The sequence below is a fragment of the Sediminibacterium sp. FW305-C-49 genome (assembly GCF_058231085.1).
This window is the reverse complement of record NZ_JBIQXS010000001.1, coordinates 886,056-902,454: the sequence shown is the minus strand read 5'-3', so window position 1 is coordinate 902,454 and position 16,399 is coordinate 886,056. Positions and strand designations below refer to the sequence as shown.

At 39.8% G+C, this 16,399-nt stretch carries 19 protein-coding genes; 5 read left to right on the top strand and 14 right to left on the bottom strand.

Features of this window, described 5'->3' with window-relative positions:
* Nucleotides 1-139 precede the first annotated feature (139 nt).
* Complete coding sequence (locus ACH3Z1_RS03700) at nt 140-1,591, top strand: alpha/beta hydrolase-fold protein (protein ID WP_490820502.1); 1,452 nt, start codon at nt 140-142, stop codon at nt 1,589-1,591.
* An 18-nt stretch (nt 1,592-1,609) separates the two neighbouring features.
* Here the strand turns inward: ACH3Z1_RS03700 and ACH3Z1_RS03695 are convergent, their stop codons facing one another.
* The 6 genes from ACH3Z1_RS03695 to ACH3Z1_RS03670 form a co-directional block, all read right to left on the bottom strand.
* The gene (locus ACH3Z1_RS03695; RefSeq protein ID WP_490820501.1) at nt 1,610-2,080 is read right to left on the bottom strand and encodes a hypothetical protein; all 471 of its coding nucleotides are present in this window, start codon (nt 2,078-2,080) and stop codon (nt 1,610-1,612) included.
* A gap of 132 nt (nt 2,081-2,212) precedes the next feature.
* A complete protein-coding gene (locus tag ACH3Z1_RS03690; RefSeq protein ID WP_490820500.1) occupies nt 2,213-2,581 on the bottom strand; it encodes a DoxX family protein in 369 nt (122 codons plus the stop codon).
* A gap of 102 nt (nt 2,582-2,683) precedes the next feature.
* Complete coding sequence (locus tag ACH3Z1_RS03685) at nt 2,684-3,649, bottom strand: SRPBCC domain-containing protein (RefSeq protein WP_490820499.1); 966 nt, start codon at nt 3,647-3,649, stop codon at nt 2,684-2,686.
* Nucleotides 3,646-3,966 carry an ArsR/SmtB family transcription factor gene (locus ACH3Z1_RS03680; protein ID WP_490820498.1) on the bottom strand — a complete coding sequence of 107 codons (321 nt, stop codon included), beginning with the start codon at nt 3,964-3,966 and terminating at the stop codon, nt 3,646-3,648. Before ACH3Z1_RS03680 ends, ACH3Z1_RS03685 begins: the two co-directional genes overlap by 4 nt.
* A gap of 117 nt (nt 3,967-4,083) precedes the next feature.
* Nucleotides 4,084-4,494, bottom strand: a complete 411-nt coding sequence (locus ACH3Z1_RS03675; RefSeq protein WP_490820497.1) for a hypothetical protein — start codon at nt 4,492-4,494, stop codon at nt 4,084-4,086.
* Nucleotides 4,495-4,504: 10 nt separating this feature from the next.
* Nucleotides 4,505-5,119, bottom strand: coding sequence for a hypothetical protein (locus ACH3Z1_RS03670; RefSeq protein ID WP_490820496.1), 615 nt, complete (start codon nt 5,117-5,119; stop codon nt 4,505-4,507).
* 292 nt (nt 5,120-5,411) lie between these two features.
* Here ACH3Z1_RS03670 and pyrH point away from each other — a divergent pair, with 292 nt between their 5' ends.
* From pyrH to ACH3Z1_RS03655, 3 genes are all read left to right on the top strand, one after another.
* Entirely contained in the window at nt 5,412-6,128 is a 717-nt protein-coding gene (gene pyrH, locus ACH3Z1_RS03665; protein ID WP_178887343.1) for a UMP kinase, read from the top strand.
* A gap of 57 nt (nt 6,129-6,185) precedes the next feature.
* The gene (locus tag ACH3Z1_RS03660) at nt 6,186-7,484 is read left to right on the top strand and encodes a TolC family protein (RefSeq protein ID WP_490820495.1); all 1,299 of its coding nucleotides are present in this window, start codon (nt 6,186-6,188) and stop codon (nt 7,482-7,484) included.
* 67 nt (nt 7,485-7,551) lie between these two features.
* Entirely contained in the window at nt 7,552-8,703 is a 1,152-nt protein-coding gene (locus ACH3Z1_RS03655; RefSeq protein WP_490820494.1) for a methionine aminotransferase, read from the top strand.
* Nucleotides 8,704-8,725: 22 nt separating this feature from the next.
* Here ACH3Z1_RS03655 and ACH3Z1_RS03650 read toward each other — a convergent pair whose 3' ends face one another.
* The 5 genes from ACH3Z1_RS03650 to ACH3Z1_RS03630 form a co-directional block, all read right to left on the bottom strand.
* Complete coding sequence (locus ACH3Z1_RS03650) at nt 8,726-9,382, bottom strand: GIN domain-containing protein (protein WP_490820493.1); 657 nt, start codon at nt 9,380-9,382, stop codon at nt 8,726-8,728.
* A gap of 182 nt (nt 9,383-9,564) precedes the next feature.
* Nucleotides 9,565-10,704, bottom strand: a complete 1,140-nt coding sequence (locus tag ACH3Z1_RS03645; RefSeq protein WP_490820492.1) for a cystathionine gamma-synthase — start codon at nt 10,702-10,704, stop codon at nt 9,565-9,567.
* A 111-nt stretch (nt 10,705-10,815) separates the two neighbouring features.
* Complete coding sequence (locus ACH3Z1_RS03640; protein WP_490820491.1) at nt 10,816-11,406, bottom strand: DUF2911 domain-containing protein; 591 nt, start codon at nt 11,404-11,406, stop codon at nt 10,816-10,818.
* Between the two features lie 39 nt (nt 11,407-11,445).
* The gene (locus ACH3Z1_RS03635) at nt 11,446-12,030 is read right to left on the bottom strand and encodes an acyl carrier protein phosphodiesterase (protein ID WP_490820490.1); all 585 of its coding nucleotides are present in this window, start codon (nt 12,028-12,030) and stop codon (nt 11,446-11,448) included.
* Nucleotides 12,027-12,689: an SdpI family protein gene (locus tag ACH3Z1_RS03630; protein WP_490820489.1), complete on the bottom strand. Its 663-nt coding sequence runs from the start codon at nt 12,687-12,689 to the stop codon at nt 12,027-12,029. The genes ACH3Z1_RS03635 and ACH3Z1_RS03630 overlap by 4 nt, the downstream gene beginning before the upstream one ends.
* 308 nt (nt 12,690-12,997) lie before the next feature.
* Here ACH3Z1_RS03630 and ACH3Z1_RS03625 point away from each other — a divergent pair, with 308 nt between their 5' ends.
* Nucleotides 12,998-13,435: a hypothetical protein gene (locus ACH3Z1_RS03625; protein ID WP_490820488.1), complete on the top strand. Its 438-nt coding sequence runs from the start codon at nt 12,998-13,000 to the stop codon at nt 13,433-13,435.
* Between the two features lie 38 nt (nt 13,436-13,473).
* On the opposite strand, the gene ACH3Z1_RS03620 is transcribed toward ACH3Z1_RS03625, so the two are convergent.
* The 3 genes from ACH3Z1_RS03620 to ACH3Z1_RS03610 are packed head-to-tail and all read right to left on the bottom strand — an operon-like array spanning nt 13,474 to nt 16,369.
* A complete protein-coding gene (locus ACH3Z1_RS03620) occupies nt 13,474-14,253 on the bottom strand; it encodes a polysaccharide deacetylase family protein (protein ID WP_490820487.1) in 780 nt (259 codons plus the stop codon).
* On the bottom strand, nt 14,250-15,179 hold the full coding sequence (locus ACH3Z1_RS03615) for a glycosyltransferase family 2 protein (protein ID WP_490820486.1): 930 nt from the start codon (nt 15,177-15,179) through the stop codon (nt 14,250-14,252). Before ACH3Z1_RS03615 ends, ACH3Z1_RS03620 begins: the two co-directional genes overlap by 4 nt.
* The gene (locus ACH3Z1_RS03610) at nt 15,176-16,369 is read right to left on the bottom strand and encodes a glycosyltransferase family 87 protein (RefSeq protein ID WP_490820485.1); all 1,194 of its coding nucleotides are present in this window, start codon (nt 16,367-16,369) and stop codon (nt 15,176-15,178) included. Before ACH3Z1_RS03610 ends, ACH3Z1_RS03615 begins: the two co-directional genes overlap by 4 nt.
* Between the last annotated feature and the right edge of the window lie 30 nt (nt 16,370-16,399).

Sequence of the window (16,399 nt, the reverse complement as noted above, 5' to 3'; positions counted from 1 at the left end):
ATGGTGTAAAATAAATGGGTAGCTATTACCCAATAATCTAATATACAACCTCTTTATCGATTCCCCTAAACCACATAAACATGTGACCCCTCAAATTGTAACAGCTTATTCTATCTTGCGTTAAGCAAAAAAAAATTGCATGAAATACCTGGTCCTTCTACTTGCCCTCCATCTAAGTACATTCATCTCATCCCAAACCATACAGGTTCAGATTGATTCTTCCATCAAAAAACCACTCACGGGCAAACTCTATCTCTTTACCCAAAGCGATACTTCCAAAAGGGTACCCAATAACCCCGACCCCACACAATCCATGTTTGCCTGGAACATCAGCAACCTGCAAAAGGAAATTACACTTTCCCTTGATAAGGCCGATAGCCGCTTATTACCCGATGGTCTCCAAAAACTGAAACCCGGTTATTATAAAATGGCCGGTGTAATAGATATCGATTTTGAAGAGAGGGGTACATTTAACCCTGGTAATGTATATGCCCGCAAAGAAGTGCTGTTGCATGTAAACGAACAGGGAGAAGGGAATGCCAGCATTGTTTTTGAATCGCTGGTAAGTGCCAGAAAATTCCGCGAATCAGCTATACTCAAAGAAGTGGTGCTCAAGAGTTCATTGCTCAGCGCTTTCAGAAAAAAAGACATTTTTATGAAAGCGGGTATTCGTTTACCGGCATCCTATTATACGGATACCAATCGTCAGTATCCGCTTGTACTGGTAATACCCGGTTGGGGAGGTACCCATTACGACCTCGCCAATAACGCAACGGTTCAACGTTATGGCATGACACAGGGCAAAGAAAAAATTTACCTGTACCTCAACCCCGAAACACAATCACCATATGGTTTGCACGCATTTGTAGACTCAAGGGTAAATGGTCCCTGGGGAAAGGCATTGGTAGAAGAACTGATACCCCACGTAATACAACAGTTTAGAATAGTAAAAGAAACGAGCCAGCATTTTGTGATGGGACAAAGCACAGGTGGTTATGGATCTTTGTGGTTACAGTTGAATTATCCCGACGCTTTTGGCGGCTGCTGGGCCGTATCGCCCGACCCGGTTGATTTTTCTTCTTTTATTGGAATTGATCTCTATGCAAAAAACGCCAATGTTTTTTTCGACCAGCAGGGAAAACCCATCGGTACATTTTTCGTGGATGGAAAACCTCTGATGACCACACAGCAGATGTCTGACCTGGAAAATTTTCTGGGAGATGGTGAACAACTACAGGCTTTTGAAGCAGAGTTTGGAATGCCAGATAAGAATGGTAGACCGTGCATACTGCATAACAGGGTAACAGGTAAAGTAGACGCATCCGTACTGAAAACATGGGAGCCTTACGATCTCGGCCTCTTCATGCAAAAGAAAGGTCGACAACTGGAGCCCAAACTTAGGAGCAAAGTGCATGTATATGCAGGCGCTAACGATAATTTTATGTTACATGAAGCGGTAAAGGCATTCGGCAAAAAAGCAGCAGGCACAACGGCTATAGCCGAACTCATTCCAGGTGCCGATCACTGGAGTATCTGGTCACCGGCATTTACAACCCGAGTACAAAAAGAAATTGACGAAAAGATAAAATAAATACAACCTTACAGATATCTAAAGACTAAGCCCCAACTCACAGTGTGGGAATTCTTTTGCCCATGCTGCAGCCACCGATTCATCTTCAGTCTTAATATTGGCAATGATGGTTTGTAATGCAGGAAAGGCTTTGAGCAAACGATAAATTCCGTGTGCAGTAACATTGGTATGTTTAATATACAGGTATTCTAATTGATGCAAATGAAGGATACAATCCAGGTTACCATCGTGCAATGCCATACTTCCCAAATCGAGGTAATAAACCTGTTCAAGTTTTTTGAGTAATTGTAAACCATTTTCTGTTACATAGGAGCCACGTAATACCAACCTGTCAATGGTTTTTACATATTTGGTGATGAAAAACAAAGTTTCATCAGCAGTATCTCCATCCGGAACCCCAAACTGGCTTATATGCGTCGGTATATTTTTATTGTTTTTGGTATTGAAATAAGTTTGTAACAAATATTTCTCCTGACTCTTTGATAACATGCGATACTGGTTTGAGTAAAGCTACTAATTGACAATTGAATAAAATTTATTGCCACTGAAAGCAGAGAGATACATGTATACTTTTCTGTGCTTCTCTGTGCTTTCAGTGGCAATAAATCACACAATAACCAACTAAGCCTTATGTACTTTCTGGTTATAGATATAAGAAGTAATACCAGCACCAAATACAAGTATCATCATACTCATACCCGGATCAACACCACCTACTTTAATCACAGAGTACATGGCGCCAATTAAATCGAAAGCCAATCCTGCATAAGCCCATTCCTTTATTTTTTTGAAAGAAGGAATAAGAATAGCAATGGAACCCAACAGTTTGGCCACACCAATAAATGGAATGAAATATTCAGGATAACCGAGGTAGCCGGTAAGAAATTGTTTTGATTCTGCATTCAGCATAATATTGGGAATGGCAGAAAAAATCATAAAACCGGAGAAGAGAATGGTCGTTATCCAGTAGATCAGTTTGGTTGTTTTCATGTTGTTTTTTTTTAGTCCGAAAGTCCAGTGGATGGAGTTGGACTAATAAATTTAGTCAAAATCTTTCGGACTTTCTGTCTCCCGGTCTTCCGGACTTTCTCCTTATTTAGCCCAGCAATTAATCATCCAGTTAATACCATACTTGTCGGTAAAGCCGCCATAGTAGGCACCGAAGAACATATCCTGTAAAGGCATTTCTATTTTACCTCCGGCTGACAATTCATTGAATAATCTTTCAGCTTCTGCCCGGGTTTCCGGTTCTATGCTGATGTGTATATTATTACCCTGGGTGATGGTGAAGCCCATTTCTTTGGGAGCATCTGTACCCATTAAAATATGTCCACCCGTTATCGGTAATTCAACATGCAATACCATTCTTTTGATTTCATCGGCCACCGACGGATGATTGCTGTCGGGTGGTAAATCGCCAAAACGTTTGATACCACCGGGTACAAATGCAGTTTTAAAAACAGACTGATAAAAGCGGAAAGCTTCTTCTGTTTTGCCATCGAAATTGAGATAGGTACAAACCCTTGCTATAGTGCCTGTTTTCATTTCGGCACGCAACTGAAACTTCGCCTGGATATACTGATCCAGGTTCTCCATAGCCATGGCAAAACCCTCTCTGAAGCCCATTTCCACAATCTTCTCCAGATCGCTCAACGACTGATAAGCAATCACAATACTTACTGTTGTTACTTCATCTTTTTCTGTAAAACGGTTTGTCCAGTGTGCACGTGGAAAATCGGTGTTGATTTTTCCATCTTCATCGCAAAAAGCGTCAAGCCCAGAGAAAGTAACATGTGGTTCAATATGCTCATAATCGGCACGACACCAATGACATTCACTTTGCGGACCCAGCATACGGTAATGCCAGTAACCACCTTCGCGAAAGTCCATCGATTTGGTAATGGTCTGGTAAGGTTTGGGTGCCCACCACTGGTCGAGCAGTTCGGGTTGGGTCCAGGCATCCCATACAAAATTCAGGTTGGCAGCAAATTCGCGCTGAACATGAATGGTATTCGTTTCTTTGTTAACGGTGAAGTCGAATAACAATGTGCGATTCATTTCTTTTGCGTTTTAAGGGTATTTAATACTTTATCTAACTGGTTAAATCTGTTTTCCCAGAGCTGGCGGAACTGTTCGAGCCATTTATCGATCTCTTTCATTTTTTTGGCGTTGAGGGTATAATGAATCTCTCTTCCTGTTTGTTTCTGTTCTACCAACTGGCATTCGGTAAGAATGCGCAGGTGCTTAGAAACAGCCTGTCGGCTCGAATCAAAATGTTCGGCAATGGCATTGGGTGTCATGGCCTTAAAAGCAATGAGTGCAATAATGGCTCTACGGGTAGGGTCGGCAATGGCCTGAAAAACGTCACGTCTCATGGTTGTCAATATAATTGTGAAACTATTCGGTTGCAAATATATGCAACTGTTTGGTTTCGCAAAATTTATTTTTGACTTAGTTCAGTGAATTAGAAAATGAGGTAAGAAGAAACCAGACTAATTGATATTACGATTTAAGGCGGTATTTTTTCTGATAGCAACGTATTCAAAATAAACAACCGCTATTACCACCAGTGTTTCCGACAGAAAATAAATAATTCCGGGCAGGAGGATTTCTTCAAAATAATATATAACCAATATCCATGAATAGCAGATATATAGCAGGTTACAAATCATGATCACCCACAAAAACCATTTCCATTTATTTGGTACTATCCATGCGCAGGTTAACGAATAGAGGGCAAATACTAAAGGATAAATGATGAGTTGTGTGAACATCTCAGTAGGTACACCAAATACTTCACCGAAGTAATAAATAACCCACAAAAGCAATGCAGATAATAAGGCTCCGATTCCATCGAACAGAAAAACCTGTTTCACCTTAAGTATATGTATATTAAATAACATGCCTGTTTTATTAACCGGTTAGCACCCTGTAAGCTGGCGGTATGTTTACACCCTTTAATTGGTTGGTAAGACCAAAAAATATAAACAGGGTAATCAGCATCCCCAATATCAGTATTAGATGTGCCTGCTGCCTGGCAGAGAATCCCGGCCATTGCCGTTTCATTTTTTTACTATGAATGGCCGCTATATGTCCAAAGAAAGCGAGAACAGCCAGACCATAATAAGGGATAAAAAAAATATTGACAGGATAGCTATTCAAACCTGCAACACCGAAATAGAAATTAGTATCGAGTTGTAGCAATAAGCGGCCAGCTAATACAGCAGTCACATGAATCACAAGAAAGAAGGCCAGGTATAAACCTGTGTATAGGTGTAGTGTATCATAAAAGCCCATCGCTGTTTTCTTACCTGAATTGTATAGCCTGATTCCGGAACCTATTTGTATGAATACTGCTATTAATAAAATCGTTTCTACTACTGGATTTCGATAGATTTTCCTGAATTGCTGCATTACCTGAATATGTTTTTCGACCCCCTGTAAAGCCATCAGGTGATTAAACAAGTGTATGGCTACAAAACAACTGATATATAATCCGGTGAGGTAGTGAATTTTTATCAGGCGCATTACAGCAGATGGGTTTATGGAAACCAAAATTAAAAAAGATCATGCAGTGTCTGTTGGCGGCTGGTGAATAAAGAGGTAAAATCAATATAAAGCGCGTTTGGGTATACCAATTACCATCTGCGTGATTGTGTACAAGGATCATTTTTCATTGCCCCCTAGTCAAACAATTATTTGTGATTATGCTGCATAATCCTGTATCAGTCCTTCTATATCAGCCATTTTCGATCTGCTATCTGTCATACCATTTGGCATTTGGCTAAAAATTCAGGTTATTTGCAAACAAATCAGTCTCATGCTTCCCAAGTTCAAACGTATCCTCCTCAAATTATCGGGTGAGGCCCTTTTAGGTGATCAGAAAAATGGCGACCCCTTTAACCCTCAAATCATTGAACAATATGCGCACGACATTAAACTAGTCACCAATTTAGGTGTACAGGTAGCCATTGTTATTGGTGGAGGTAATATTTACAGGGGCATGAATGAAGCGGAAAGTGGTATTGAAAGAGCTCATGGTGATTATATGGGTATGCTGGCAACCGTAATCAATGCCATGGCCATGCAGGCCATGCTGGAGAAAATAGGTGTATACACCCGTTTGCAAAGTGCCATCAACATGGAGCAGGTAGCTGAACCATATATACGCAGGAAAGCCCTGCGTCACCTCGAAAAAGGAAGGGTAGTCATTTTTGGTGCAGGTACCGGTAACCCCTATTTCACCACCGATACGGCTGGTTCATTGAGGGCCATTGAAATGAAAGCCGATGTAATTTTAAAAGGCACCCGTGTGGATGGTGTTTACACGGCCGATCCCGAAAAAGACCCTACAGCTACCAAATACGATAAAATCAGCTTCCAGGAATGTATTACCAACAACCTGAAAGTAATGGATATGACAGCCTTTACCCTTTGTATGGAAAACAAACTCCCCATTATTGTTTTCGATATGAATAAACCGGGAAACCTGCTGAAAGTGGTGGAAGGGATGAATGTAGGGACTTTTGTGAGCTAATGGCCCATTGGTGTAAAATAAAACCAACCAATGCGGGTCATTGTTAACTTCATTACAATGAAAAAAATCCTGTTTCTTTTATGCTGTGTGAATGCCAGTCTGGCGTATGCACAGGGGCCACTTCGCTTAACAGATGCCATACAGATTGCCTTAAAAAACAGTCTCGACATACAACTGGCTAAAAATAACCTGGAGATCAGCACCATCAACAACCATCCGGGTATTGCAGGTGCTTTACCTACCGTAACCGCTACGGCAAATGATAACGAACAGATTATTTCCATTAACCAGAAATTTTCTGACGCTTCAAGAAATACAACCCGTAATAATGTAGGTTCCAATAACCTTTCTGTGGGCGTAACAGGTACCATACTGCTTTCGAACGGCTATCGAGTGGTTACCACTAAAAAAAGACTGAATGAACTGGTACAACAAAACGAACAGTTACTCAACGTTCAGGTACAGAATACCATGGCTGCCGTAGCCACCCGGTATTATGACATTGTAAGGAACCAGGGTTTTATTAAAACCATCGAACAGTCGATAGAAGTATTCCAGAAAAGACTGGATATTTTACTGGCCAGAAAAGAAGCCGGACTTTCGAATAATGCGGATATTTTCCAGGCAAGACTCGATCTGAATGCGCAGGTGCAACAGAAATTACAGCAGGAGCTGGTAATTCAACAGGGTAAGACAGATTTATTGAATCTCCTTTTCTTAAACCCTGATTCTTCTATTACGATCGTTGATACCATTGTGGTAGAAAAAAATATACTGCTGGCAACCGTTCAGGCGGCATTAAAAACGAATCCACAAATGCTGAGTGCAGAACAACAGATCAAGATCAATGAACTGATTGAAAAAGAAACAGCAGCTTTGGGTAAACCTACACTGCGGGCCAATACAGGATATAATTTTAATAACACAAAAAGCGGCGCTGGTTTTGCGCTATTAAACCAGAGTTATGGCCCTTTTCTGAGTGTGAACCTGAGTGTTCCTATTTATAATGGTTCTATTTTTAAAAGACAGCTACAGGTAGCAGAAGTAAATTCAAGAAATGCAGTATTGCAGAAAGAGACCTTGTTACAGTCATTGGAAACTGGCGCCGTAAGAACTTACCAGGCATATAAAAATGCTCTGCAGCAACTGGAAACAGAAGTAGAGAATTATAAACTCTCCATGCAATTGGTTGACCTGGTACTGAAACGTTTTGAACTGAACCAGGCCACAATTATTGATGTAAGACAGGCCCAGCAAAGTTTTGAAGCCACCAGTTTCAGGATGGTAAACCTGAACTACACAGCCAAACTGGCCGAAATAGAGCTCAAACGCCTTGCTAATAGCATTACACCCTGATTTTTCTGTCTACTGTTGATCACAGCCATCCCGGATGTATTATTTTGCTGATAAATAGTTTGAGCTGATGCATTTCCCATCCATTCAATCCAAGCTTCCTCAAGTTGGAACCACCATTTTTACTGTAATGAGTCAGCTAGCTGCGCAATACGGAGCAGTAAATCTTGGACAGGGTTTCCCCGATTTCCCAATGCATGAAACGTTGACCGGACTGGTTGACAAAGCCATGCGTGATGGTTATAACCAGTACACACATATGAATGGGTATCCGCTACTGCGTGAACGGCTGGCCGCCAAAGTAGCAGCACTATACGCAACAACGATTAATGCTGATACAGATATTACTATTACACCGGGGGGCACATATGCCATCTATACAGCACTTACCACCGTTTTGAAAGCTGGCGATGAAGTCATTGTATTTGAACCGGCGTATGATAGTTATATACCCAATATAGAAATCAATGGAGCAAAAGCAGTTCGTATAGCACTAACTTATCCATCGTATGCTATTCCATGGGATGAAGTGCGGGCAAAGATCAATCCACAAACAAGGATGATCATGATCAACTCTCCGCATAACCCAACGGGCGCTGTACTTTCGGCTGCAGATATGCAGGAATTATCCGCCATTGTAGAAGGTACCAATATTTTAATTCTGAGTGATGAAGTATATGAACACCTGATTTTTGATGGTTTGCAACATGAAAGTGTACTCCGATATCCTGAATTATTGAAACGCAGTTTTATTTGTTTCTCGTTTGGTAAAACCTATCATTGTACCGGTTGGAAACTGGGTTATTGTATCAGCTCACCTGAACTGATGCATGAATTCAGGAAAGTACACCAGTTCAATTGTTTTAGCTGCGATACACCCAAACAGGTCGCTTTAGCTGAATACCTGAATGATACAGAAGCCTACACCACGTTAGGCTCCATGATACAGGCCAAAAGAGATTATTTCAGGGAAAAAATGAAACACACACCTTTTACATGTATTCCATCGCACGGAAGCTATTTTGAATGTTACAGTTATGCCAGCATCAGTAACGAACCTGATACTGAATTTGCCAAAAGAATCACCATTGATTACGGTGTAGCTACTATTCCTGTATCTGCTTTTTACCAGGACAGGAAAGATGATAAAGTGGTACGTTTCTGTTTTGCCAAAAAAGAAAAGACACTCGATATGGCCATTGAAAAACTGATGCGTTTATAATTAATATTCGTTGCGAAATGGTTTACTTTTTTCTTGCAACTCCGCTTCCATGAATGGAAATAATAGCGGTAGCTGGATTGCCGAAATAGTCAACAGTTCCTGAACCTTCAATATTTACTTTCAGCTGTTGTGAACAATTGAGTTCTATATGTCCTGAACCATGAATACTCACTTCAGCCTCTTGTGCAGTAATACCCGCACCGTACATAGATCCCGAACCATTAATATGATAAGCCATTTTAGGAAAAGATGAATGTTGAATCCGTACCCTGCCCGATCCATTGATGGTTGAAGCCAATTCAACACCCTGTGAGAAATTCGTAATGATAATATCTCCGGAACCATTCAGGTACACAGACCTGATATCGGCCACTTCAATCCTGATTTTAATATTATCGTTTTTAATATTGTACCTGCTTTTATACCCTAACGACAATTCTCCATTGTTTACACTTGACTCATAAATACTCAGCAGATTGGCATAACCAGTAATGATTAATTGCTGTGTATTTGACTGAACAATTTCTACCTCTGCCGAACCATTAATTCTTACTTTAGTAAATACACTTGTTTGTCTGTTTTCTGTTTGAACTGGACCCTCGCCTACCATACTTTTAGTACAGGATTGTAATATAGTGGTGATGACCAACAAAATAAAGAGCCCTTTTACATACTTCATTCTCATTGTTTTTGCGAATACAAAATTCTGAGAAAGAATACGCCGCAGTGAATAAGTATGACAGAACAGCTTTTTTAATGGATAAAGTGTAAATGAGATGGATGAAAATAATTTTCAGGAGATAAATAAAAAAAGCATCACATAAACATGTGATGCTTTTATAAGAAAATAATATCGTCAGATTATCCGATAGCTGAATTGATATCGGCTATGAGATCATCTATATCTTCAATACCCACACTTAAACGGATGAGGCTATCGCTTAGTCCGTTTTTAATGCGCTCCTCACGTGGAATAGATGCATGTGTCATGGAAGCAGGGTGGTTGATGAGGGATTCTACACCTCCAAGGCTTTCTGCTAAAGCAAATACTTTGGTTGATGACAATACCCTTCTTGCATTTTCTACACTGTCATCTTTCAATGTAAAACTCATCATGCCACCAAAGCCACGCATTTGTTTGCTGGCTACTGCATAACCCGGGTGATCAGTAAAACCACACCAGTACACCTGGCTAATTTTAGGATGGTTACGTAAAAAGTTGGCCATTTTTTCTCCATTCTCACAATGACGCTGCATACGGACATGCAGTGTTTTAATACCTCTCAAAACAAGAAAACAATCCATGGGACCGGGAACGGCGCCACAGCTTTTTTGAATAAAGTACAATTTTTCCCTCAGTGCCGCATCATTCATGACCAGGCAACCTTGTATCACATCGCTGTGGCCGCCCAGGTATTTTGTTGCTGAATGCATCACAATATCTGCGCCCAGGTCAAGGGGGTTCTGCAGATAAGGAGAGGCAAAAGTATTATCTACACAAAGCAAGGCACCCGCATTTTTTGCAATAGCAGATACAGCTTTGATATCTGTAATATTCATCAATGGGTTGGTTGGCGTTTCAATCCAGATGAGTTTTGTCGCGTCAGTAATGACAGTAGAAATATTCTCAGGGTGGGTTGTGTCAACATACCTGAACCTGATACCAAATTTTTCAAACACTTTTGTGAAGAGACGGTAAGTACCTCCATACATATCGTTGGCTGCAATTACTTCATCACCGGGTTCAAGTAGTTTAATAACGGCATCTGTTGCCGCCACGCCACTGCTGAATGCCAGACCAAATTTTCCATTCTCAATCTGAGCATAAGCATCTTCAAGTGCCTTGCGGGTAGGGTTTTGACTGCGGGCATATTCATAACCCTTATTTACACCTGGCGCTTCCTGAACATAGGTAGATGTCTGGTAAATAGGTGTCATTATTGCACCTGTAGACGGATCAGGCTCTGTGCCTGCATGGATATATTTTGTGGCAAGTTTCATCGTACTGATTTTAATGTCTCTGTGTCAACTCCCCTTTCTCCCTGTTAAAAGTCTCGTACAGGATAGTTCAGCATATGTAATTATTTGTTTACAGGAGAAAGAAAAGTGTGATTAGTTCTTTTTTGTTTTAATTGGTGCATCTTCAATAATGCTGATGGGCATGCCTGCTTTAAGATCATCCCAGAGGATAATCATCTGTGCGCCGTTTTTTGTTTCTTCAAAAAAAATGGTAAAAGCTTCTGTACTCTCTGCGTTCCTGTTGACTTCAATATCTGTTCTCAACAGATCTTTTTTAGCATCATAACTAAAATTACCCCAGCAAAAATTATCTTTATTCAGTATCAGCGTCCATTTTTTTTCTGTTGGAATACAGTACAAGGTATATCTTCCTTTCGGGATGCTTTTCCCATCAATCTTAACATTTTTAAAAAATTCTATTTCAGAAGCTTCATTGGCACCCAGTCGCCATAATTCATTGTATTTGATGATACCCCCAAAAATATCGCGTCCGCTTTTTAATGGGCGACCATAAATAACACGTGCAACAGGCACATCCTTGGCTTTCCCACTCATTTTGAGGATAGGATAATTAGCGGGCCAATAGCTCATATCCATAGGTGATTTATCCAGGTCAGTTGGTTTTTGTTGTGCCGACAGACAAACCGAAAAAAGTAAAGAAACGCTCAACAATAAACACTTCATGTGCGAATATTTTTTTACAAAGATAAAGACGCTTGGTTTTCATCGCTCATTCAACCAATCAAGCACCAGTTTTTTAACATCGGGGAAAAACTCGTCATAAGACAGTTTAAACTGGTCGTAATGTATCTCAAATAAACGAAAAGCATCATTCTCAGCGGAAAGATAGGCAGCTCTTCTGGCTACACCTTCAAAACTTCTTTCAATTCCCCAAGGATAACGATAATTATAGAGCCAGTTCTGTGTTTTCATATAAGGAAATAAACGCGCAAATTTTTCCGGAAAGTGATTGCTGTAGGGTTCGAGTAGCCCGTATGTTCTCGAAGTGAATGCCATCCAGGCATCTGGATGATGTATGGAGACATCCGTGGCAAGGAAATGGTCGTATACTACATCAATAAAAGCGCCGGCATATGGGCCAACAGCTGGCTGTAACAAGGTTTTTGCATTTTTTGTGGCGGCATGCTGATCGGTGAATATATCAATTATACGATGTAAGCGGATACCTTTCTGGATACCTTCTGGAAAATCGTATTGTTTTCTTCCTTTCACAAAATCGCTGATCATATTACCTACCAGTATTTCAGGGTCATTAAAAGAAAGGTAGGCGTGTGCTAAATAGTTCATGCTTTTTTATTCTTGTAAAACCGGTACGAATAGATGGATGGAACGATTATGATGATCAGTGTAAGTGCCATTGTAATGATAAAAGATGTCATAAAAGGAAATACAAGAGAAGCAACGGCCATTGCAATACCAGCGGGTACCCAAATTTTTACTGCCAGTTGATGTGTTGCAGCCCAGTTCTCTTCATCTTCCAGTGTCCATGGTAAGCGCAGACCGATAAAGTAATTGGGTTTGATGTTCCGCATACAATATCCCAGTGCTGCCATCAGTAAGCCAACGGAAGACAATACCAGTTTTATGATGTTGAAATTTTTAAAGGTATTCGACATGGATAATACCAAAACCGTATTTATTACTGCCAGAAATACTGCTACAATTATTGCGATCATTTTATAAGTATCTACAGAAACACTGGCTGTTTTTTTAGGGTCTATTTTATGAATGTTGCTTACGAGTAAGTAAACACCCAGCCCAATTGTAAACAGAATGCTGATATGTATCCATATCGAAGATTTATGGTCGAACTTATCCGCCTGGCCTTCTGCATTAAAATGAACGGGAATGCTTTCTGGTAATCCGGGATAAAGAATGGCGGCCAGTATAGCCGGGGCAGCCAATATTATAATAGCCAGCAAGGGCGATGTAAAAAAACGTCTCATGTAAACGATTTTCTTAAAGATACAAATCCATTTTCACCTGTACCATAGTTCTTACCACTGCTAAAAATTAACCACACCATAACGGCTTTTATGTTTTTCTTATGAATTCTTTTGTAATGCAGTGCTGTATTGGATTTTGTTCGATTATTAACAGTACTTAACATGGAAATTAACGCCGCTTATACAGTTGCAGCCCTTCAGCATTTCAATTAATCACAATTAGCGCCTGACCGATATTCTTGTGCTTAGTTTTGGTTTGTCAACAGGAAATAAATAACGCAATATACCATCATTTAAAAACGACAATCATGAAAAAATTTATCCTGGCCACACTCATCACTGTTACCATCGGTAGCAGTGTATTAGCTGCAGATGTCAGCAAAGTAAGTTTCCGTGTGCTGAACGCTTTCGAAGCACAGTTCGCGGGAGCAACAGATGTTAACTGGACTGTTACCTCGGATTATACCAAGGTGAAGTTTGTACTGGAAGGCGAAAAAGTAGAAGCTTTTTACAATAGCAACGGAGATGTAATTGGCACTTCAAGAAAAACAGAATTTAGGCGTCTACCTTTAACCGCTATCCAAAAGATCAAGAAAAACTATGCTAAATACCAGGTAACAGAGACCATAGAATTTGAATTAAATGGTGAAAGAAGATATTATGTGTCTGTCGAAAATGAATCAGACAGAAAAATCCTGGAGGTTTCTTTATACGGCCAGGTAAGTGTATTCGATAAGGACAAATAAGTTGGTGTTCGGTTGATCTGAAAAGCCCCCGGTACTTACTACCGGGGCTTTTTGTTGGTATACTGATACATGGAGATAAACTCTCCTTCTTTTTGTAAATACTGTATAGTCTTGTTCAGCCGTTCGAGTAATTGTTCATTGCACCACCTGCGTGTAAATAAAGGCAGTTGATAGTGATGGATGTCTGTAAACTCCCATGGATGAAAATAGAGACAGAGGTAACCATCTTTTTTAAGCGTTTGCAAGGCTAAAGTTTTAAAAAGCTGTAAAGGCATATTTTTAAAACTCAGCCAGAAAAGTGGTATTCGGAAATTCGGTGAAACGGAAGCCGGTATCCTGCATACTCCGGCCTCAGTGTACATTGTTCTGGGAAGGTGAAGATTATTATATCTTCCGGGTAACCAGGTTGGGTTAACCGATGAATCATACAGATATCCTGCTTTTCTTACTTCAACCATGTCTACTTTTTTCATCCTCGGCATCCTCAATCCGTATACCGGCTGGCCGCAGATGGTTTCGAGTCTTTGTTTCGACAACAGGAGGTCTTCATTTACAAAACTCGAATGATAATAGGTATGAGAAGCTATTTCATGTTGTTTTGAAAGCTCGCGAATGGTTTCGGGGAAATGATCCGCAAAATTTGCCGTGGTAAATAAGGTTGATTGAATGGAAGGATAACTGAGGATAGGTGCAATGCTGTCTAATCCTTTTTTTCCGATGCGTAGCTGCTCCTCTTTGGTAATCTGAAAACCATATTCCAATGGCATATCAAATTCTTCCACATCAAAGCTCAATAGTATAAACCGTTCTGCTGTCATAGATTCGATTCCCTGACAATATAGTGAGGGCGATTTTTACTTTGCATAAACAATTTACCAAGATAAAGACCAATAATGCCTAAAATCATGAGTTGAAGTCCGCCAAAAAAAGCAATGGTGGCAATCAGTGAACTCCAGCCTGAAATGGGTTTATCAAAGAAATAACTATATATAATATAGGGTACATAAAGTATCGACAACATAGAAAAGGCAAATCCGAGATAAGCCGCGATATACAATGGTTTTGTACTGAAGGATGTGATACCCTGCAAAGCAAACCGAAGCATTTTTTTAATAGTGTACTTGGTAGTACCGCTTTTCCTGTCTCCGGGTATGTATTCAATGGCTATCTGTCTGAAACCAACCCATTTAGATAACCCTCTCAGGAAAAGATCATTCTCGTTGAAGTTTTTGAATATATGCAAAACATTTCTGTCGAGCAGCCTGAAATCTGCAGCACCTGGTTCAAGATCAATATCTGATAGTTTATTCAGGAGGCTATAGAAAAAACCAGATGTTTTTCTTTTGAATAAAGGAAGACGGTTGTTGTCTTTTCGTATGGTAAAAACAACCTCATGTCCTTCTGTCCATTTATCGAGCAGTACGGGAATGAGCTCTGGGGGATGCTGCAAGTCCCCATCCATCATGATAACACAGTCGGCTGTTTCATCTGTACTGTCGATACCCGCTTTTAATGCATTTTGATGCCCAAAATTTCTCGATAAACCAATGAACTTAACATTTGAATATTCTTGCGATTTGGCTTTTAATACTGTTAGTGTGTTATCAGTACTCCCATCATCTACAAAAGTTATACTATAATCGTAAGTAGTATTATCTATTGTGGCTTTAATGGCTTCAATAATAACCGGTATATTTTTTTCCTCATTACAAACCGGAATAACGATACAAATTTTCTTTTTCATATTCGATTTTCTGTTTGATGTGAAGAATATTCTTTAAATAACAGCTCTTTAATCATCACTAGCCAGATAATGAAACAGGGAAGTGCTTTCATGGAAAATTTTACAAAAAAACCAGCTCTTACTTTTTTCGGAAATAAGTCGGTTGGTGATAATATGGTAAAGAGGAACAGGAACAATAATAAGAGCGTCTGTATTTTGTTTAATGGGGTATGAACAGCAAACCAGATGGCAATACCAGTTACTGCAATAATATATGTTGGCGATTCAGCCGATGAACTGAATATAACAACAGCAACCAGTAGCATGCAATAATAAGTAAGCGTAAAATGCTTATTCGTAAACAGGTGGTGTCTTATCAATGGAAGAAATAGTAAAACCGCTGCCGGAATGGTAATAATATAGTTGGGTAGGTTTTGGATATTGAAAATTCTTCTGGCCATGCCCCCAACAGAAATATCCTGCATACCAGAGGCAATGGAAATATCGATATTGGTTCCGTTTTTTTCTATGAGCGAGTGAAACCAGTCTTTGTATGATTGAATAATAAATTCAGGAGAAGAAATCAGCATCGGTAATGCAAAAAGCACAATTAGCCAGCCAGCGAATGAAAACACAAACAGTTTTTTCTTATCTGTAAACAGAAAAAGAACAAGGCCAATAATGCTATACAGCTTAATAAGAAAACCGGCAGCAAGTAAAAATGTTGCAAAGACAATCTTTTTATCTTTTACTGATGTGAAGGCGAGTAACATAGATCCAGTTAGCATGGGATTGAACTGTACGCTATGTGTTGAAGTCATTAATTCAACAAAAGCAATCAGTAAAACAGCATAAAATTGAGTAGACGGTAAATTCAGTTTTCTGATGGCATAAAATAAAACCCATGCATTGGTCATACACCATAATATGCAACCGATAGAAATAGGCAGCCAGGCAAAAGGTGCAATCAATAAACTGAATAATGGACCATAATGATTGCTGTCTGCATATTCGGCAGGGTAAGTAAGGTATAAGTTTACCTGTTGCAGGCTGTGTTCATAAACACCTCTGTAGATGAGAAAATTATTGATTTCGTTAGGACCTCTGCTGATTTCTAAGATGACAGCAAGCAGGCTTGTACCAAACCATACAAGTACGGGCAGAGCAAAAGTGAATCTCCCGATTGTCTTTTCGGAGTAGAGAATTTTCATGCAGGGAGTACAAGAATATCAATTTTCTGT

Excerpts from the sequence above, each read along its gene's own strand:
- ACH3Z1_RS03630 (WP_490820489.1), bottom strand. The coding sequence starts at position 12,689 with ATGAGACGTTTTTTTACATCGCCCTTGCTGGCTATTATAATATTGGCT.
- ACH3Z1_RS03685 (WP_490820499.1), bottom strand. The coding sequence starts at position 3,649 with ATGAATCGCACATTGTTATTCGACTTCACCGTTAACAAAGAAACGAAT.
- ACH3Z1_RS03660 (WP_490820495.1), top strand. The coding sequence starts at position 6,186 with ATGAAAAAAATCCTGTTTCTTTTATGCTGTGTGAATGCCAGTCTGGCG.
- ACH3Z1_RS03655 (WP_490820494.1), top strand. The coding sequence starts at position 7,552 with ATGCATTTCCCATCCATTCAATCCAAGCTTCCTCAAGTTGGAACCACC.
- ACH3Z1_RS03610 (WP_490820485.1), bottom strand. The coding sequence starts at position 16,369 with ATGAAAATTCTCTACTCCGAAAAGACAATCGGGAGATTCACTTTTGCT.
- ACH3Z1_RS03625 (WP_490820488.1), top strand. The coding sequence starts at position 12,998 with ATGAAAAAATTTATCCTGGCCACACTCATCACTGTTACCATCGGTAGC.
- ACH3Z1_RS03615 (WP_490820486.1), bottom strand. The coding sequence starts at position 15,179 with ATGAAAAAGAAAATTTGTATCGTTATTCCGGTTTGTAATGAGGAAAAA.
- ACH3Z1_RS03690 (WP_490820500.1), bottom strand. The coding sequence starts at position 2,581 with ATGAAAACAACCAAACTGATCTACTGGATAACGACCATTCTCTTCTCC.
- ACH3Z1_RS03645 (WP_490820492.1), bottom strand. The coding sequence starts at position 10,704 with ATGAAACTTGCCACAAAATATATCCATGCAGGCACAGAGCCTGATCCG.
- ACH3Z1_RS03635 (WP_490820490.1), bottom strand. The coding sequence starts at position 12,030 with ATGAACTATTTAGCACACGCCTACCTTTCTTTTAATGACCCTGAAATA.
- ACH3Z1_RS03695 (WP_490820501.1), bottom strand. The coding sequence starts at position 2,080 with ATGTTATCAAAGAGTCAGGAGAAATATTTGTTACAAACTTATTTCAAT.
- ACH3Z1_RS03675 (WP_490820497.1), bottom strand. The coding sequence starts at position 4,494 with ATGTTATTTAATATACATATACTTAAGGTGAAACAGGTTTTTCTGTTC.
- ACH3Z1_RS03680 (WP_490820498.1), bottom strand. The coding sequence starts at position 3,966 with ATGAGACGTGACGTTTTTCAGGCCATTGCCGACCCTACCCGTAGAGCC.
- ACH3Z1_RS03640 (WP_490820491.1), bottom strand. The coding sequence starts at position 11,406 with ATGAAGTGTTTATTGTTGAGCGTTTCTTTACTTTTTTCGGTTTGTCTG.
- ACH3Z1_RS03620 (WP_490820487.1), bottom strand. The coding sequence starts at position 14,253 with ATGACAGCAGAACGGTTTATACTATTGAGCTTTGATGTGGAAGAATTT.
- ACH3Z1_RS03650 (WP_490820493.1), bottom strand. The coding sequence starts at position 9,382 with ATGAAGTATGTAAAAGGGCTCTTTATTTTGTTGGTCATCACCACTATA.
- ACH3Z1_RS03670 (WP_490820496.1), bottom strand. The coding sequence starts at position 5,119 with ATGCGCCTGATAAAAATTCACTACCTCACCGGATTATATATCAGTTGT.
- pyrH (WP_178887343.1), top strand. The coding sequence starts at position 5,412 with ATGCTTCCCAAGTTCAAACGTATCCTCCTCAAATTATCGGGTGAGGCC.
- ACH3Z1_RS03700 (WP_490820502.1), top strand. The coding sequence starts at position 140 with ATGAAATACCTGGTCCTTCTACTTGCCCTCCATCTAAGTACATTCATC.